This is a genomic window from Vreelandella maris (genome assembly GCF_013371085.1).
In the GTDB taxonomy this organism is placed as follows: Bacteria; Pseudomonadota; Gammaproteobacteria; order Pseudomonadales; family Halomonadaceae; genus Vreelandella; species Vreelandella maris.
Genome location: NZ_JABWCV010000003.1, coordinates 139,400 through 156,595, shown reverse-complemented (window position 1 = coordinate 156,595; position 17,196 = coordinate 139,400). Strand labels below are relative to the sequence as shown.

15 protein-coding genes are annotated in these 17,196 nt (G+C 54.8%); 3 read left to right on the top strand and 12 right to left on the bottom strand.

What is annotated here, in order from left to right; genetic code table 11:
- Positions 1-17: 17 nt before the first annotated feature.
- Entirely contained in the window at positions 18-1,385 is a 1,368-nt protein-coding gene (locus HUO07_RS03400; RefSeq protein WP_176302371.1) for a uracil-xanthine permease family protein, read from the top strand.
- An 86-nt stretch (positions 1,386-1,471) separates the two neighbouring features.
- On the opposite strand, the gene HUO07_RS03395 is transcribed toward HUO07_RS03400, so the two are convergent.
- From HUO07_RS03395 to HUO07_RS03385, 3 genes are all read right to left on the bottom strand, one after another.
- Positions 1,472-1,861: a phasin family protein gene (locus HUO07_RS03395; RefSeq protein ID WP_176302370.1), complete on the bottom strand. Its 390-nt coding sequence runs from the start codon at positions 1,859-1,861 to the stop codon at positions 1,472-1,474.
- Between the two features lie 180 nt (positions 1,862-2,041).
- A complete protein-coding gene (locus tag HUO07_RS03390; RefSeq protein WP_008955992.1) occupies positions 2,042-2,731 on the bottom strand; it encodes a glutathione binding-like protein in 690 nt (229 codons plus the stop codon).
- Positions 2,732-2,846: 115 nt separating this feature from the next.
- The gene (locus HUO07_RS03385) at positions 2,847-3,539 is read right to left on the bottom strand and encodes a glutathione S-transferase family protein (RefSeq protein ID WP_176302369.1); all 693 of its coding nucleotides are present in this window, start codon (positions 3,537-3,539) and stop codon (positions 2,847-2,849) included.
- A 389-nt stretch (positions 3,540-3,928) separates the two neighbouring features.
- Between HUO07_RS03385 and HUO07_RS03380 the strand changes: the two genes are divergently transcribed.
- Positions 3,929-5,620: an L-lactate permease gene (locus HUO07_RS03380; RefSeq protein ID WP_101147517.1), complete on the top strand. Its 1,692-nt coding sequence runs from the start codon at positions 3,929-3,931 to the stop codon at positions 5,618-5,620.
- A 97-nt stretch (positions 5,621-5,717) separates the two neighbouring features.
- Here the strand turns inward: HUO07_RS03380 and HUO07_RS03375 are convergent, their stop codons facing one another.
- The 9 genes from HUO07_RS03375 to HUO07_RS03335 form a co-directional block, all read right to left on the bottom strand.
- Positions 5,718-6,242: a gamma carbonic anhydrase family protein gene (locus tag HUO07_RS03375; RefSeq protein ID WP_176302368.1), complete on the bottom strand. Its 525-nt coding sequence runs from the start codon at positions 6,240-6,242 to the stop codon at positions 5,718-5,720.
- Between the two features lie 34 nt (positions 6,243-6,276).
- A complete protein-coding gene (locus HUO07_RS03370) occupies positions 6,277-9,279 on the bottom strand; it encodes an FAD-binding and (Fe-S)-binding domain-containing protein (RefSeq protein ID WP_176302367.1) in 3,003 nt (1,000 codons plus the stop codon).
- A gap of 16 nt (positions 9,280-9,295) precedes the next feature.
- Positions 9,296-10,507 carry a pyridoxal-phosphate-dependent aminotransferase family protein gene (locus HUO07_RS03365; protein WP_176302366.1) on the bottom strand — a complete coding sequence of 404 codons (1,212 nt, stop codon included), beginning with the start codon at positions 10,505-10,507 and terminating at the stop codon, positions 9,296-9,298.
- A 100-nt stretch (positions 10,508-10,607) separates the two neighbouring features.
- On the bottom strand, positions 10,608-11,795 hold the full coding sequence (locus HUO07_RS03360; protein ID WP_176302365.1) for a CaiB/BaiF CoA transferase family protein: 1,188 nt from the start codon (positions 11,793-11,795) through the stop codon (positions 10,608-10,610).
- 42 nt (positions 11,796-11,837) lie between these two features.
- Positions 11,838-12,623 (bottom strand): enoyl-CoA hydratase, encoded by a 786-nt coding sequence (locus tag HUO07_RS03355; RefSeq protein ID WP_176302364.1) that lies wholly within the window; start codon positions 12,621-12,623, stop codon positions 11,838-11,840.
- Between the two features lie 29 nt (positions 12,624-12,652).
- Positions 12,653-13,933, bottom strand: coding sequence for a TRAP transporter large permease (locus HUO07_RS03350; protein WP_176302363.1), 1,281 nt, complete (start codon positions 13,931-13,933; stop codon positions 12,653-12,655).
- Positions 13,930-14,448, bottom strand: coding sequence for a TRAP transporter small permease (locus HUO07_RS03345; RefSeq protein WP_217908765.1), 519 nt, complete (start codon positions 14,446-14,448; stop codon positions 13,930-13,932). The genes HUO07_RS03350 and HUO07_RS03345 overlap by 4 nt, the downstream gene beginning before the upstream one ends.
- An 85-nt stretch (positions 14,449-14,533) precedes the next feature.
- Positions 14,534-15,454 (bottom strand): TRAP transporter substrate-binding protein, encoded by a 921-nt coding sequence (locus HUO07_RS03340; RefSeq protein WP_422822679.1) that lies wholly within the window; start codon positions 15,452-15,454, stop codon positions 14,534-14,536.
- A 396-nt stretch (positions 15,455-15,850) separates the two neighbouring features.
- Positions 15,851-16,315, bottom strand: coding sequence for a GlcG/HbpS family heme-binding protein (locus HUO07_RS03335; protein WP_176302361.1), 465 nt, complete (start codon positions 16,313-16,315; stop codon positions 15,851-15,853).
- A gap of 193 nt (positions 16,316-16,508) precedes the next feature.
- On the opposite strand from HUO07_RS03335, the gene HUO07_RS03330 reads away from it, so the two are divergent.
- On the top strand, positions 16,509-17,192 hold the full coding sequence (locus HUO07_RS03330) for a GntR family transcriptional regulator (protein WP_176302360.1): 684 nt from the start codon (positions 16,509-16,511) through the stop codon (positions 17,190-17,192).
- Positions 17,193-17,196 lie beyond the last annotated feature (4 nt).

The following is a 17,196-nucleotide window of genomic DNA, read 5'->3' as shown; positions in this document are numbered from 1 at the left end:
CGAATAAAGGCTCCCTAATGTCTTCTCCGCCCGATGCCCAAACGCGGCCTTCGCGTACTATCAATCAAAATCCTGATGCGATGCCGCCGCTTTCCAAGGCGATTCCGCTAGGCCTGCAGCACATCATGGCCATGTTCGCTGGTAACGTAACGCCGCCAATTATTATTGCCGGCGTGATTGGCGCCAATCCGGCGGAGCAGATCTTTTTAATCCAGGTGGCGCTGTTTGTGGCGGGGGTATCTACACTGGTACAAACCATCGGTATCGGCCCGATAGGCGCCCGCCTGCCAATTGTGCAGGGCACCAGCTTTGGCTTTTTGCCGGTGGCGCTGCCGCTAGCCAAGGCGTTTGGCCTACCCGCGGTGCTCGGCGCCTCGTTCGTGGCCGGGTTACTGCAGATTGTGCTCGGCGCTTTTTTGAAGAAGATTCGACACTGGTTCTCGCCGGTGGTGACCGGCATCGTGGTACTGCTGATCGGTATTACGCTGATGCCGGTTGGCCTCAATTATGCCGCAGGCGGTGTGGGTGCGGATGACTTTGCATCACCCGGCAACTTACTTCTAGCACTCTTTGTGCTCAGCGTGACGATTGCCATTCATCAGTATGGGCGTGGCTTTATAAAAGCGTCTTCTATTCTGTTTGGCTTAGTGGCGGGCTATGCGGTTGCCATCATTCTTGGCAAGGTCGATTTTACCTCGCTAAGTAACGCTGCTTGGTTCGCGCTCCCTAAACCACTGGAATACGGCATGACGTTTTCAGGCACCGCGATCATCGGCATGACGCTGATTATGTTTGTGGTGGGGCTAGAAACGATTGGCAATATCTCCGCGATTACCACCACCGGGGCTGGCCGCCCCGCTAAAGACCGAGAGCTCTCTGGCGGCGTTATGGCCGATGGGGTAGCGACTTCATTTGCCGCCGTTTTCAACACCCTGCCCAACACCGCTTATGCGCAGAATGTTGGCCTGATTACCTTGACCGGCGTGGTTAGCCGCCATGTGGTGACTATCGGCGGGCTGCTATTGATCGCCATGGGGCTATTTCCCAAGCTGGGTGGGCTGGTCGCCGCCATGCCGCCTGCGGTACTTGGCGGAGCAGGCGTGGTGATGTTCGGCATGATTGCCTCAGCAGGGCTTAAAATCATCAAAGAATGCGAACTGGATCAGCGCAATATGTTGATCATTGCCGTTTCACTAAGCTTGGGTATCGGCCTACCCGCCGTTGAGGCAATTTCTGAAACAATGCCAGGGCAGTTGGGACTCCTGCTCAAATCCGGGTTAGTGCCTGCCGCACTCACTGCGCTGCTGTTGGATGCCATCTTACCCGGCAAACCTGATAGACGCGCCAAGCTGGCAAAAGCTGAAGCGGAGTCTCAAAACCGCTAATCTTTACGTCATGGCGTGCAGGTAGAAATAAAAAAACGCTGCGCCCAATCAGGGCGTAGCGTTTTTACGTCGTCTTGCTAGCTAAATTATTGCTTAGCTTTGGATACCGCACTCTTCGTATTTTCTTCAGCTTTATCTACTGCATTCTTGGTGGTTTCTTCTGCCTGCTGCTGGCTATCTTCAGCAAAACTTTTACTGATTGACGTTACTTTCTCAGTATCGCCCTTTACGCGTTCCATGAAATCACTTGCCGTTTTTTGCTGGCTTTCCATCGCTTTCTTGAAACTATCAGCGTCTTTAACATCAAGCCAAGTGCGCGCTTGTGAAATTGCCATATCAGAGTAGGCACGGAAAGCGTCCATTTGTGCACTGAAAAGCTGATCGTAGTAATCAAGGGCGGTTAACGTATAAGAACGCATGGGTGAAACAAATGCGGATTCAAACTGTTGCGTTGTCTTATCAGTAGCTTTCGTCATCTTCATATCTCCAGGTGTGAGCTAGCACATAAACACGCCTCATTAGGCGGTTGTTAGCCAGGCTGTTGCCTCTGCTGCCATTAAAGCTAGCAGTGCTTTTTGTGCAGCGCAACATGGTTTTTACTCATGCTGCGCCTGCTCACTTCTGGTTAGTGCAAAACGCTGTCGGCACCCCGACGACTAGCGGTTACCGAACAAATGTTTACGCGCTTGCTCGTCCATTTCCACACCCGCCTGGGGATTTACTTCTTCCACCAATGCGTACGCTCGGCGCACGGCTGGGCGTGCTTTGACCATCTCAAACCAGCGTTCTAGGTCCGGGAACTCTTCAATGGTTTGACGCTGTTTTTCCCAGGGCACAATCCAGGGGTAGATCGCCATGTCGGCAATCGAATAGTCATCGCCGCCCACATAAGTGTGATTCGCCAGGCGCTGATCCAACACGCTGTAAAGGCGATTGGTTTCACGCACGTAACGCTCGATGGCGTACTCAATTTTCTGCGGGGCGTAGTGGCAAAAGTGGTGGTTTTGGCCTGCCATCGGGCCTAAACCGCCCATTTGCCAGTGTAGCCACTGCAGCACGATGTAGCGTTCGCGGCCCGCAGCAGGCAGGAAAAGACCGCTCTTATCGGCGAGGTATTCCAGAATCGCGCCAGACTCAAACATCGAAAGCGGCTGCCCGCCATCCTTTGGCGCGTGATCGACAATGGCGGGAATGCGGTTATTTGGGGCGATGGTGAGAAACTCAGGGTCAAACTGCTCGCCGCGGCCAATATTGATTGGCTTCACTCGATACGCCAGTTTGGCTTCTTCGAGCATGATGGAGATTTTGTGGCCGTTAGGTGTTGTCCAGTAGTACAGATCAATCATTGCCATCTCCTTGTTGAAAACGTTGATTCACTCGCCATGAGTTTATCAAGCTTTCACTCTTAATCAGGCGGTACGTTAGCGTACCGCCCCTGTCAGCTATATCGCGCAGTTGGCGTTATAGATCGCGCACGGTCAGGGCCTTGCTAGCTTCTCCACCGTGTACGCTGAGCATACGCTTAAACCATTCATCGACCGGGTCGCCAGCCTCTACTAGCGTCTGTGTCGATACGACGTGCGCCCACATCATGCTGCCGAACAGTAGGTAATCGGAACCGGCAGGTGCATCGCCGTCTAAAAAGGCGCTGTCCCGTAGCAAGTCGCGCACAGGTGCTAATACCTGCTTGAGCTGCTGTTTGCCCTGCTCTGGCTGATGGAACTCTTCTAACGTGCAACCAAACCGCGCTTCACGAGCTTTGCGGAAATAGTCGCGATCGTTTGGGTGAATGGCCGCAAGCAGATCCATGGCAATAATGCGAAACAGTGCTGGTGTTACGCTACGTTCAACAAAGTATTTGAACAGTAAAACCCGCTGATAACTGGCCCCTTCACCCAGCATGGGGGCGTCGGGATAGGCTTTATCCAGATAGCGCATGATTTCAAAGCTATCGGTCACCACTTGATCGCCATCACAGAGCACCGGCACTTTGTCGTAGTCAGCAAACTCCAACGCTTTTTTGTCGAGGAATCGCCACGCCACGGTGGTGAATTCCAGGCCTTTGTGGGCGAGCGCCATGCGCACGCGCCAGCAGTAAGGTGAGAAGCGTAGCCGTTCATCTCGGCCGCACAGGTCATAAAGCTTTAGTGCCATCACTACCGCCTTTTTGTTGAGAGGATCGTTGGTAAAAAATTATGGGTAAAAGGGCTTAGAAGGCTCTCTTACACACTTAGCGTAGTTAACAATGAGCCCAACCATCTAACCGTGCAAGAGAGACTGCTTAGCACTGTCTATTAGTCTAATGGGCCAGCGGGGCATCCGCCTTAAAAATACATCTAAAAATATTTTAAAAACAATAAATTAGGAAAAAACCAGTAGCGTAATCTTACATTCAAAACAAGCGTTACACTGGTAAGACCAATTTTCCAATGTAGTCATCTGGTTAGCCTAAACGTATCTTTCCCCTACACCCGGCAAGCGATACAAATGCTGGGCGGTTATTGCGGAGCATACCAAATTAATAACAAGGGGCAGTTCCTTCCATGAATGAAACGATACTTGCACTTCTGGCCTTCTTGCCGCTGTTGATGGCCGGTATTTTACTCGTTGGGTTTAAAATACCTGCCAAGATAGCGATGCCTCTCGTCTTCCTGACAGCCGCCATCATTGGCTTAACCGTTTGGGATATGTCGTTTAGCCGTGTCGCGGCTTCCACCATTCAAGGCTTGATCCAAACCGCTGGCCTTCTATGGATTATCTTTGGTGCCATCCTGCTGCTTAACACGCTTAAGCACTCCGGCGGCATTACGGCTATCCGTAATGGCTTCTCCGGTATTAGCCCTGACCGTCGCGTACAGGCGCTGATTGTTGCTTGGCTGTTCGGCTGCTTTATCGAAGGCGCGTCTGGCTTCGGTACACCAGCCGCCGTGGCGGCACCGCTGATGGTCGCGCTCGGCTTCCCGGCTCTTGCGGCAGTCGTCGTTGGCATGATGATCCAGTCAACACCGGTCTCCTTTGGCGCGGTCGGCACACCTATTGTTGTGGGTGTCGGTAGCGGCTTGGATCGAGCGGGCATTACCACTGAACTTGACTCGGTAGGCTCCAGCTGGGATGTCTTCTTCCAACTGGTAACCAGCGAAGTGGCGATCACTCACGGCATCGTGGGTATTTTAATGCCGCTGATTCTGGTCACCGTCATGGTGCGTTTCTTCGGTGCTAACCGCTCCTGGAAAGAGGGGCTGTCGATTACTCCCTTCGCCATCTTCACCGGTATCTGCTTCGTGGTGCCTTACATGCTGGTAGGCGTGCTGCTTGGCCCTGAGTTCCCGTCGATGATCGGCGCGATGGTAGGCTTGGCGATTGTGGTTCCGGCGGCCAAACGCGGCTTCCTGATGCCTAAAGATACCTGGGACTTCCCTGAATCGACTTCGTGGCCAGACGAGTGGATCGGCAACCTGCAGATCAAGCTGGATGACGTTGTCGGCAGAGCCCCGATGTCCACCTTCAAAGGCTGGGTACCCTACGTATTGCTGGCGCTGTTCCTGGTCGCTTCGCGCACCATCGAACCGCTACGCGTCGCTCTGACCTCGATCAATCTCAGCTGGAACAATATTCTGGGTGAAGCGGGTGTTAGCGGCGGTGTTCAGCCGCTCTACCTGCCGGGCGGTATCATCCTGGCCGTGGTTATCGTGACCTACTTCCTGCATCGCATGAATCCGCAAAAGATGAGCGCAGCGGTGTCGGAATCCACTAAAACCATTTTTGGTGCTGGCTTCGTGCTGATCTTTACCGTGCCGATGGTACGTATCCTGATCAACTCCGGCGTTAACGGTGCGGACCTGGTCTCGATGCCGGTCATGATGGCACAGGCGGTGGCCGACAGTGTTGGCGGCATCTACCCCTTCTTTGCCCCGGCGGTCGGTGCGATGGGCGCCTTCATCGCAGGCTCCAACACTGTTTCGAACCTGATGCTGGCGGAATTCCAGTTCAGTGTTGCTGAAACTCTGGGCCTTTCCACCTCCATGATGGTGGCACTACAAGCAGTCGGTGCGGCGGCGGGTAATATGATCGCTATCCACAACGTGGTTGCGGCATCAGCAACGGTGGGCCTGCTCGGCCGTGAAGGGGCCACCATCCGTAAGACGATTCTGCCGACGATCTACTACCTTATCTTTACCGGTATCATCGCTCTCATTGCGTTCTACGTGATTGGCGTAACGGATCCGTTAATGTGACCATGAAGTAGCTCTGGCTGAAATAACGACGCTAGAAACGCAAACCCCCAGGCCAAGGCCTGAGGGTTTGCGTTTCTAGCACAGCGGGTTTTACGCGTTAATCGATGCGTTTTAGCTGCTGACTATGGAGTTTGCCGCGTTCAACATAGCTTTGAGCGTTCTTCTTCAGTCCCACAACCGCTTCTTCGGAAAGCTCCCGTACTACCTTGGCAGGCGAGCCAACGATTAGCGAGTTGGGCGGAAACACTGCGCCTTCCTTAATAAAGGCACCGGCACCCACCAGGCTATTCTCACCAATCACCGCGCCATTGAGCACTACGGCTTGAATGCCGATTAAACACCCATCGCCAATGGTGCAGCCATGCAGCATCGCCTGGTGCCCTACCGTTACGCCTTTACCTACTTTTAGCGGAAAGCCTGGGTCTGCGTGAAGCACCGCGCCATCCTGAATATTGCTCTCTTCGCCTATTTCAAGATGGTCGGTATCACCGCGTAACACGGCTTGATACCAGACGCTTGAGCGCGCCTTTAACGTCACCTGGCCGATAACATCGGCCGTTTCCGCAATGTAAACATCGTCGTGAACCTCTGGGCGATGCTCGCCGTATTGATAAAGTGCCACATTAACCTCCTGGGTTGTTATTGGTGTTCCGCCTTCAGGCTAGCGCTTGTTCCAGCAATCGAGCAACGTGAATCGCTTCGCGGCCACTTCCATCGTGAATCTGATGGCGACAGCTCGTGCCATCGGCAATCAACACGGCGTTGCTATCCGCTTTTCGAATCGCAGGTAAAAGCGAGAGCTCCGCCATTTTCAGCGAGGCGTCGTAATGCTCCGCTTCATAGCCAAAGCTACCCGCCATACCGCAACAGGAGGACTCGATAGTCTCGACGGTGAGGTCAGGAATCCAGCCCAGCACCTGCTCAACGGGGCGCAGCGCATCGAAGGCTTTTTGATGGCAGTGGCCATGCAGCATCGCCCGCTCGTAGTTCAGCGGTTTCAGTTCGAGGGGAAGCTGATCTTCGGCCCGTGCCTTGACCAGAAACTCCTCAAACAGATAGGCCGATGACGACAACGCTTTTGCCTCTTCGCCAAAGCCGTACTGCAGGAATTCATCGCGCATGCTGAGCAGGCAAGAGGGTTCTAACCCAACGACTGCCACGCCGCGCTCGACAAACGGCATCAGATGCTCAAGTGTGCGTTTGGCCTCCGCCTTGGCTTTATCAAACTGACCGGAAGAGAGGTAAGTACGGCCACAGCAGAGTGGCCGCTGGCCTTTGGTCACATTGAGGTGTACCCGGTAGCCCGCCGCTTCCAGTACCCGCTTGGCGGCTTTGGCGTTATCGCCTTCCATATAGTTATTAAAGGTATCCACAAACAGCAGCACTTCCCGCTCAGAGGTGGCTGGCTGCCGAGACGCCTCGGCACTGGCGAGAAAATTACCGTTGAACACCGGCAGCGAGCGCTGGGGTGCCAGCTTTAACGACTGCTTGATCTGCTTAGCCAGAAACGGCACCCGCTCAACGCCATTCACCAGGGCAGAAAACTTACTGGCCCAGGGCGCATAGCGCGGCATTTCGCCGACCATCCGATCACGCAGCGATAAGCCTTTGACACGGGCGCGGGCGGTGCGCGCCTCTATCTTGAATTTGGCCATATCCACGCCGGTAGGACAATCTCGCTTGCAACCTTTGCAGGACACACAGAGATCCAGCGCTTCTTTGACATCGTCGCTGGCCAGCCCTTCTTCACCTAGCTGCCCGGAAAGCACTAAACGCAAGGTGTTAGCGCGACCACGGGTCAGGTGCTGCTCATCCTTAGTAATGCGGAAACTTGGACACATGGTGCCCGCATCAAACTTGCGGCAGTGGCCGTTGTTGTTACACATCTCCACCGCCATGGCCAAGCCATGGGTCGCATCACCGCCGGAACCTAGTGCGGTTTGCTCGCCCGTTAACGGGTCGCGCTTCACATTCCAGGCGGACCAATCGAATACCGGGGTAAGCGGAATAGTGGTGTAAGACTTGGGAAAACGAAAATAGCGCTCGTCGTCCATTTTGGGGGTATCGACGATTTTGCCGGGGTTGTACAGATTTTCAGGATCAAACAGCTGCTTAATGTCGCGGAAGGCATTGTTGACCGTTTCACCAAACTGCCACGCCACCCACTCGCCACGGCAAATACCGTCGCCATGTTCGCCAGAGTAGGCGCCCTTGTATTCACGCACCAACGCGGAGGCCAGCTCGGCGATTTCGCGCATTTTCTCTGCGCCATCGCGGCGCATATCGAGAATCGGCCGCACGTGTAGCGTGCCGACACCCGCGTGGGCGTACCAAGTGCCTTCAGTGCCGTAGCGGTTGAAGACCTCGGTGAGCTTATTGGTGTACTCAGCCAAGTGCTCGAGCGGCACCGCGCAATCTTCGATAAAGGAGACCGGCTTACCGTCACCTTTCATGCTCATCATGATGTTGAGCCCGGCTTTGCGCACGTTCCACAGCGCTTTCTGCTCGGCTGCTTCGGGCATATCCACCACGCTGCCCGGCAGACCTAAATCACCCATCAATTCATTAAGCCCGCGCAGCGCCTCAAGCTGCGCTGCGTGATCGTGACCGGCAAACTCCACCAGCAAAATGGCTTCAGGTTTACCAATCAGCGTCTTCTCGATGACCGGGCGGAACGCTGGGTTCTCCAGCGACAGCTCTATCATGGTCCGATCAACCAGCTCCACCGCCGTGGGGCCCAGCTTGACGATATGCTGAGTGAAATCCATCGCCTGATAAAAGGTCGGGAAATTCACCACGCCCAGCACCTTCTGCTCGGGCAGCGGGGAAAGTCTGAGCTTAATACGCTGGCTTACCCCTAGCGTGCCTTCCGAGCCCACCAGCAGATGGGCCAAGTTGGCGCGACTATCAGGGTCATAGGGCATCGGGTTCTGGCAATCGAACAGATCCAGATTATAGCCACCCACCCGACGCAACACTTTGGGAAAGTGATCGCGAATTTCCGGACCCACTCGCTCCGCAATCGCCCTCACCTGCTGGGCGAGACGCTGCTCCTGCGAGCCTTCCGCGAAGCTGTCAACGAAACCAAAACTCGCCGCGCTGCCGTCAGCCAGTAGCGCGTCCACACCCAGCACGTTGTGCACCATATTGCCGTAGTAGATCGACCGCGACCCGCAGGAGTTATTGCCCGCCATACCGCCGATGGTGCACTGGGCGCTGGTGGACACATCCACCGGGTACCACAGCCCGTGAGGTTTGAGCCAAGCATTGAGGTGGTCGAGCACGATGCCCGGCTCGACCACCACCGTGCGTGCCTCGGCGTCGAACTCAACGATTTCGTTAAGCCAGCGGGTGGTGTCGATCACCAGGGCTTCGCCAACGGTTTGGCCACACTGGCTAGTGCCCGCACCCCGGGCCAAAATCGGCACCTTGGCATCACGGGCAATATCCAGGGCAATTTTCAGATCTTCCTGATGGCGCGGGAGAACCACGCCTACCGGGGTCACTTGATAAATAGAAGCGTCGGTTGAATAACGCCCCCGAGTGGCCAGATCAAACAGCACCTCACCGGCCATCTCGCGGGATAACCGCTCGGCTAATTCGCCGAGCGGTTTAATCTTGGCATCACGGGACGGGTGTTGGTTCGTCAGAGACGTCATGTGGCTCTCCCGTCGTTTAGCGCTCGCCTGCGTTAAGCGGGTTGGCAGCAAAGTAGTCCAAAGCAGCCGTTACGCCACTGCCTTTAAGGTTAACGCCCGACAGCTTCATACCGGCTTCACAGCCGCCCAGCGTGGCAATCAGCGTTAAATCGTTGCAGTCGCCCAAATGGCCAATACGGAACATCTTGCCCTTGGCCTTGCCCAGCCCCATACCTAATGAAAGGTCAAAACGCTCATAGATAATCTTGCGCACCGCATCCGCATCGACACCTTCCGGCATTACCACACCGGTCAGCACCGGCGAGTAAACCAACGGATCTAAACACTGAATCTCAAGCCCCCACGCCGCTACCGCCGCGCGCACCCCAGCGGCCCAGCGTTGGTGGCGGGCCAATACGTTGTCCATGCCTTCATCCAGCAGCATATCCAACGCTTCGTTAAGGCCGTACAACAGGTTGGTGCTGGGCGTGTAGGGCCAGTAGCCGTTCTTGTTGGCTTCGAGAATTTCATCCCATGCCCAAAAGCTTTTCGGCAATTTCGCCTGTTTGCTGACCTCAATGGCTTTAGGGGAGAGCGCGTTAAAGCTGATGCCCGGCGGCAGCATCAGGCCTTTCTGTGAGCCGGAGACGGTGACATCAACGCCCCACTCATCATGACGGTAGTCGGCACTGGCCAACCCAGAAATGGTATCGACAATCAGCAGTGCGGGGTGACCTGCCGCATCGATGGCTTTACGCACGGCGGCGATATCGCTGGTAACGCCGGTCGAGGTTTCGTTATGCACTATGCAGACGGCTTTAAGCTCGTGGTTAGTGTCTTCTTTCAGGCGCGCTTCGATCATGTCGGCCTGAACACCGTGGCGCCAGCCTTCGTAGCCAGGCAACCCCAGAAACTCAGGCTGGATGTCCAAACGCAGGGCCATTTTGTGCCACAGTGTGGCGAAGTGGCCGGTCTCGAACATCAGTACCTTATCGCCCGGTGACATGGTATTGGCTAAGGCAGCTTCCCAGGCACCGGTACCTGAGGCCGGGTAGATAATCACCGGGTTCTCGGTTTTGAAGATTTTTTGAATCTTGCTCAGCAGCTCAAGGCCCAGGGCGCCAAATTCTGGTCCGCGGTGATCTATCGTAGGCAGGCTCATCGCCCTTAAAATGCGGTCTGGCACCGGCGAAGGGCCAGGAATTTGCAAGAAGTGACGACCGGATGGATGAAAATTAAGTTTTAACATGGGGACATTCCTGTTTGTTGTTGTACGGCTTGTGGTTGGATCGGCCAACTAGCGTTATTGGAAATGGATAATGAATGCAATTTATCACATCAAAAAAGCGCTACTTGATACATCCTTCTGCGCGTAAGGCGTCAAGCTCAGCGCCAGAAAACCCTAAACTATCGAGCACTTCATCGGTGTGCTGGGCAAAGAGCGGCGCTGGACTGCGAATTTGCGAAGGTGTTTCTGAAAATTTGCTCGGAAAACCGATGGTTTTCATTTTGCCTATCACCGGGTGCTCCATCTCCTGCACCATGCCGCGCGCTAAATAGTGCTCATCCTGCATGGCCTGGGCGAAGTCGTTGATTGGTCCGGCAGGTACACCTGCGCTGTCACAGAGGGTTAGCCACTCATCAACGCTTTGATTCGCCATTAGCTCTTCGAGCAGCGCTTCCAGCTCTTCAACGTGCTGACCGCGGTCCTGATTGGTAATAAAGCGGGGATCCTGCATGAGTTCTTCGCGCTTCAGTACATCTTGGCAGAAGCGCTCCCAGGTGCGTTGGTTAGCACAGCCGAGCATCAAATAGCCATCACGAGCCTTAACAGCCTGATAGGGTGCAGAGACGCGATGGCGCCAGCCCGTTGGTCCAGGCACAGTGCCTTCAGAAAAGTACGCCGCCGCTTCCCAGGTAAACCAAGGCAGGCCACACTCGGTGATAGCGATATCAATATGTTGGCCAGCACCGGTCTTCATCTTGTGAATACAGGCCGCCAGAATCGAATACACCGCCGTCAGCCCACCGCCGATATCGTAAACCGCAATACCGGTTTTCAGCGGGCGCTTACCCTCTTCACCGGTCATCGACATTAACCCTGTCATACCCTGAGCGACCAGGTCGAAGCCCCCTTTATGGCTATACGGCCCGGTTTGGCCATAGCCAGAAATAGAGCAGTAAACGATGCCGGGGTTGATCGCCTTGATGGTGTCATAGTCGATCGCCAGAGACTTGGTCACGCCAGGCCGGTAGTTCTCAACGATGACATCGGCGTCAGCCGCCAAGCGGTAGAAAATTTGCCGCGCGCGCTCGTCTTTAAGATTGAGCGATATGCTCTTTTTATTACGGTTAATCTGTGAAAAGCAGGTCGATTCGCCGTTGACATAAGGCCCCATTTGGCGGCTGTCGTCTCCGCCGTTGAGCTTCTCGACTTTAATGACCTCGGCACCCATATCCGCCAGCACCATAGTGCAGTAAGGGCCTGCCATAATTTGCGACACATCCAGCACTTTTATATTTTGTAGGGGAAGCATGCGCTTTCCTCCCAGTTAGTAGTTTTACGCTCTGTCTGAAAACTAGTGGCCAGACCACTCAAACGGCGTTTTATTGACGAACTTATCCACCGCCGCGGCAAAATCTCGACTCATGTAGCAAGTGGTTACCCAGTCGTCCCCCGCCTCTAGTGACGCTCGACGCTGGGCCTGTACGCGTCCGACCAGCGCCTTGCTGGCCTGAAGCGTCAGCGGTGCTCGCGCCGAGAATTCATTGGCGATTGCCGTTACCTCGGCGGCAATGGTGTCGGGTGAAAAGACGTCGTTGACCAGCCCTGCCTGATAAGCTTCGTCGGCGGTAAGCAATTTCGCCTGCATCAGGACTTCCTTGGTGCGAGCGACACCCACCATGTCAATCAGCCGCGACACATTGGTGATGGAGAGAGTGTTACCCAGGGTCTTGGCTATCGGCACACCGAATTTCAGCGACGGCGTGCAGTAGCGAAAATCGCAGGCCATGGCCATCGCCGCGCCACCGCCAACACAAAAACCCTCGATCATGGCGATCGTCGGCTTGTTGAGGGTTTCAAGACCACTCACCACCCGTTCAATGCGTCGCTCGTAATCGAGGGCATCCTGCGGCTTGGTAAAGTGAGAGAACTGTGTGATGTCGGTTCCCGCCACGAATGCTTCGCCACCGATACCATGCAGTATCACGGCATGCACGGTGTCATCCTCGGCCAACTGCGAGCAGTTGGCCTCCAGGGCGTTATACATATCCCACGTCATAGCATTACGGCTCGCTGGCCGGTTGAAACCGAGCCAGACAAGGTGTCCCTCTCGCCTAAAAACCAGCGCCTCATCGGACATAAGCTTCTCCTCCTAAGAGTCTATCGGGCTCACCGGTAGAATAGCTCCACCAGGCCCATGGGGAAGAGTGGTACGTAAGTCACCAGCATCAGCAGCACGAACAGCAGAATGACGAACGGCACATTGGCTTTAGATACTTCCCAGATGTCCGCCTTGGCCACAGAGCAGGCGGTCATCAGCACGCTTGCAACCGGGGGAGTCTGCTGGCCGATCGCCAGGTTCAGTGTCACGATCATCCCGAAGTGAACAGGGTCGATGCCGACCATCATCACCAAAGGCATGACAATAGGGACAGTAAGAATGATCGCCGCCGCCGAGTGCAGGATCATGCCAATCAACAGTAGGAAGATGTTGAGCAGAGCCAGGACCATATATTTGTTACTGGTGAAGTCGCCGATCATCGCCGCCAGCATTTGTGGCAGCTGAGCGCGGGTGAGGAAGTCCCCGAGCAGTGCAGAACTCGCCACCAACAGCATGACCACGGCGGTCTGAACACCGCCCTCGACCATGGCAGCGCGTAGTTTCTTCCACCTCAACTCTCCGTAGCGGAAACTGATCAGCAGTGATGCCAGTACCGCTAGTGCGGCGCCTTCGGTCGCTGTCATGAAGCCACCGAAGATGCCACCCAGGATGATCATCGGCAGTAAGAAGGCAAGGCCCGCCGCCTTGAAAGTGGCCCACACCCGGCTAAGCCTGAAGGCCTGTTCCACTGGAAATTTATAGCGGACCGCGAAGAACCAAGCGAGTACCATCATCAACAACCCGCCAACCACACCGGGCACAATGCCAGCGACGAAAAGCTGCACGACGGAGGTGTCGGCCATGGCGGCATAGAGGATCATCGGAATCGAGGGCGGAATGATGATCGCCAGCGAAGCCGAGGAAGACGTGATAGCCGCGGCAAATGGAGCGGGATACCCCTTGCGCTTCATTTCTGGAATCAGGATAGAACCAAGGGCTGCCACGTCGGCCACGGCAGACCCGGAGATCTCGGCGAAGAAAAGTGATGTGCCAACGTTCACCATCGCAAGACCGCCACGAACGAAGCCGAGCAGTGCGGAGGCGAAATCAATCAGCCGTCGAGAGATACCGCCAGTGTTCATGATGGCACCGGCCAGTACAAACAGTGGAATGGCGATCAACGGGAACTTGGTTGAACCCTCGAACAGCACAAGCGGAAAACCGAGCAGGCTGTTCGTCCCTTGTAACACCAGCATGGCGACGATGGAGATCGCTCCCAGCGCCACTGCGATAGGTATGTTGATGAAAATCATGGCCAGTCCGGCCAGCAGGATCAAAGCCGTCGTCATTGCATTTCCTCCACAATATCCTGCTCCGAGGGTGGCTTCCGCCCATTCCAGGCTTCACGCAGTATGTCCGGCAGGTTTAGCAGCTCGGCGATCACATAAAGCGCCGCGCCAATGGGAATAGTCGACTGGGTGACAGCGATCGGGATCGGCACGCTGACCAAGGTAGAGCCGCCAAGCACACTGATCACGAAGACGCCATAGTATGCGAGCAGCACGAAGAAGGTGATGGTGATGAACTCACCAAGCACAACCAGCACCATGCGCATGGTCCGTGGACGCGAATAGACAAAACCCGGAACGCTGATGTGAGCGCGTTTCAGGGCGGCTAGAGCAGCACCGTAGTAGGTTACCCACGCCAACATCACGGCGGCGACCTCGTCATACCAACCCAGAGAATTGCCGGTATAGCGAAAGCTAACGCCGAGTAACACCACCACAGTCAAGGCAACCACTAAAAACATGGTAATGACCTCGAGCAGCCACTCGAAGCCGGATCGAAGTTTAACAAGAGACATTGAAGCCACTCCGTCGAGCAGAGGAAGAACCGCCCGTTCTGGGCGGTTCACGGGTTGGTTCAGGAGGTTCAGTCTTTAGAGAGACTTAGTCTTCTTCGCCAAGGGCCAGCACACGGTCGACTAGATCGCCGCCGCCTTCCACTTCTTCGTCGAAGAGCTCGTAAACCGGACCACTGGCATCGATGAAGGCCTGCTTGTCAGCCTCGTTGATCTCCATGCCGGCCGCTTCCATTTCGCCAAGCAACTCCTCTTCTTGCTTAGCGGCCGTCTCGTAAACGAAGTCCTGAACTTCCTGAGCGGTTTCCTCAAGCACTTCACGAACGTCTTCCGGTAGGTCTTCCCAATGGTTCTTGGAAACCACCACATAGGCAGGCGTATAGACGTGGTTGGTAATGGAGAGGTAGTCCTGCACTTCTTGGAACTTCTGAGAGTAGATCTGCACTAGAGGGTTTTCTTGACCGTCCATAGTGCCGGTCTGCAAAGCCGTGAATACTTCCGAAAGCGACATGGGCGAAGGGTTGGCGCCATATTCCTCGAACATACGCACCCGCCAAATGCCCTCTGGGGTCCGCAGCTTCAAACCATCCAGATCTTCCGGGGTATTGATGGGACGCTCATTATTGGTGATCTGGCGAAAGCCATTCTCCCAGACAGCGAGGATCTTGTAGCCCTCTTGCTCCACCAGCGGGTAGAGATCGGGCTCGATAACTTCCTCGATAACCCGCTTCATGTGGTCCCGATCCTGGATCAGGTAAGGCATCTCGAACAGACCAAACTCATCCACCACAGAGGACATCACGGTGGACGGCAGTGTAAAGGTCAACTGGCCTAGTTTGAGCTTCTGCATCATGGAGCTGTCGCCGCCAAGCTGGCTCGATCCATAGGCCTGCACCTTGTAGTCGTCACCCAGTCGCTCGTTAGCCCGCTTAGCGAATTCATTCACGGACATATCGAATAACGAACCGGGATTGCCTACATGACCGAACTGCAATTCGGTCTGAGCCATGCTGAGGCCGGGCGTCAGGCTTAACGCAAGTGAGGCGGTCACAAATGCTGTCTTGATCTTTTTCATTAGATACTCCAGTGCTGGCTTGTTGTTGTTGTGCACGTGCTGCCCAGGTCGATGCTACTTCGAGATAGTCTTGGTATCGGTGCGGTCGCCTGAGGTCACAACGACGAACCTACTCGTCTCCAACCGTTTGGCGAAGCGAAGAGTTAGACCGTCACACATTCAATTTGAATTCAAAATTCAAAATTAGGTATTAAACTTTCGTCTCGACCAAAAAATATCGCTGCAACAGCTTGTTTCCTAAGGAACAAAAAAAACCAATTGGGATAAAAAAACGGGCAGTGGCTTCATCAGCCATCTGCCCGCCTTAGATTGATGATTTCTCCTACTAACTTACTCGCTCGGTTCAAGCCCCCAATTCAGTCCAGCTAGCTCAATACCGGCAATCGCAGCCTGTTGATCCTCATCTGACGAGGCGCCGCTAATACCTACAGCGCCAATCACTTGACTCTGTGTATTGAGAATGGGCACCCCGCCAGCGACAGCCACAAAATGCCCCTGGGAGGCAGCGGCTACACTGGCAACAAAGGCTGTGCGCTCGACATTGCGCTCACCCAACACACCACTGGCAACCCCAATACCCAATGAGGAGTAAGCCTTACCTTTGGCTACCGGAAAGCGCAGCGGCGCACAGCCATCCTCGCGTTCAGCAGCGACTAGGTTGCCGCCGACATCTAGTACCACAATGGTCAACGGCGGCAACTTTGATTCGCGCGCCAACGCCATGGCACCATCGATTATCTTTCTGCCCTGTTCTCTGTTGAGCTGTACGCTGCAATGAAATACTTGTCCGGCCATTTGGTTTCACCTTTGTCATTGTTAGTGAGCAGTGGAGGCAAAGCGCCACCAAAGGAATATTGAATTCATAATTACTTTTGCAGATCATATCAACAATAGCCACTATATGAAGATGGCACCGAGCTCTTATTGGACCAGGTGGCCTGGGTAGCTTGGCAAACACTCAAGCGAGCCGCTGACAAGGAAATTACGAATGACCAAGATCTTGCAACGCAATTTATATCGTGAAGTGGCCGATAGAATTGGCGACCTGATTGAGCACGGTGAGCTCCTACCCGGTGAACGTATCTCTGAAAAGCAGCTGTGCGATCTTTTCGGCGTATCGCGTACGCCGCTGCGCGAAGCGCTAAAAGTACTCGCCACCGAAGGCCTGATTGAACTGCTACCCAATCGAGGTGCGCGGGTAGTACGGCTCACTTTGAAAAACGTGAAAGACACTTATGACCTAATGGCAGCACTGGAGGGGCTGTCGGGGGAGCTTGCCTGCCAATATATCAGCGATGCGGAAATAGCGGCCATTCGTCAGCTACACAACACGATGCTGGAACACTACCGCAACCGGGATTTAATCCCCTATTTCCAGGTTAATCGACAAATTCACGAAAGCATTCTGGCGGCGTCCAATAACGATGTGCTGCAGGAAATGTATAGCAACTTGAGCCAGCGCGTTAAGCGGGTTCGCTACTCGAAGCAGATGACCGAGCGCTACTGGAGCCAGGCGGTAAAAGACCATGAAAATATGATAGCCGCCCTTGAGCAGCGCGATAGCCAACTGCTCGGTCAGATTTTACGCGACCACCTGTGCAATAAGATTGAAGTGGCTACCCTAGCGGGCGTGATTGACACTGAAGACGATAAGAGTGTGGTCAATAACTAACGTC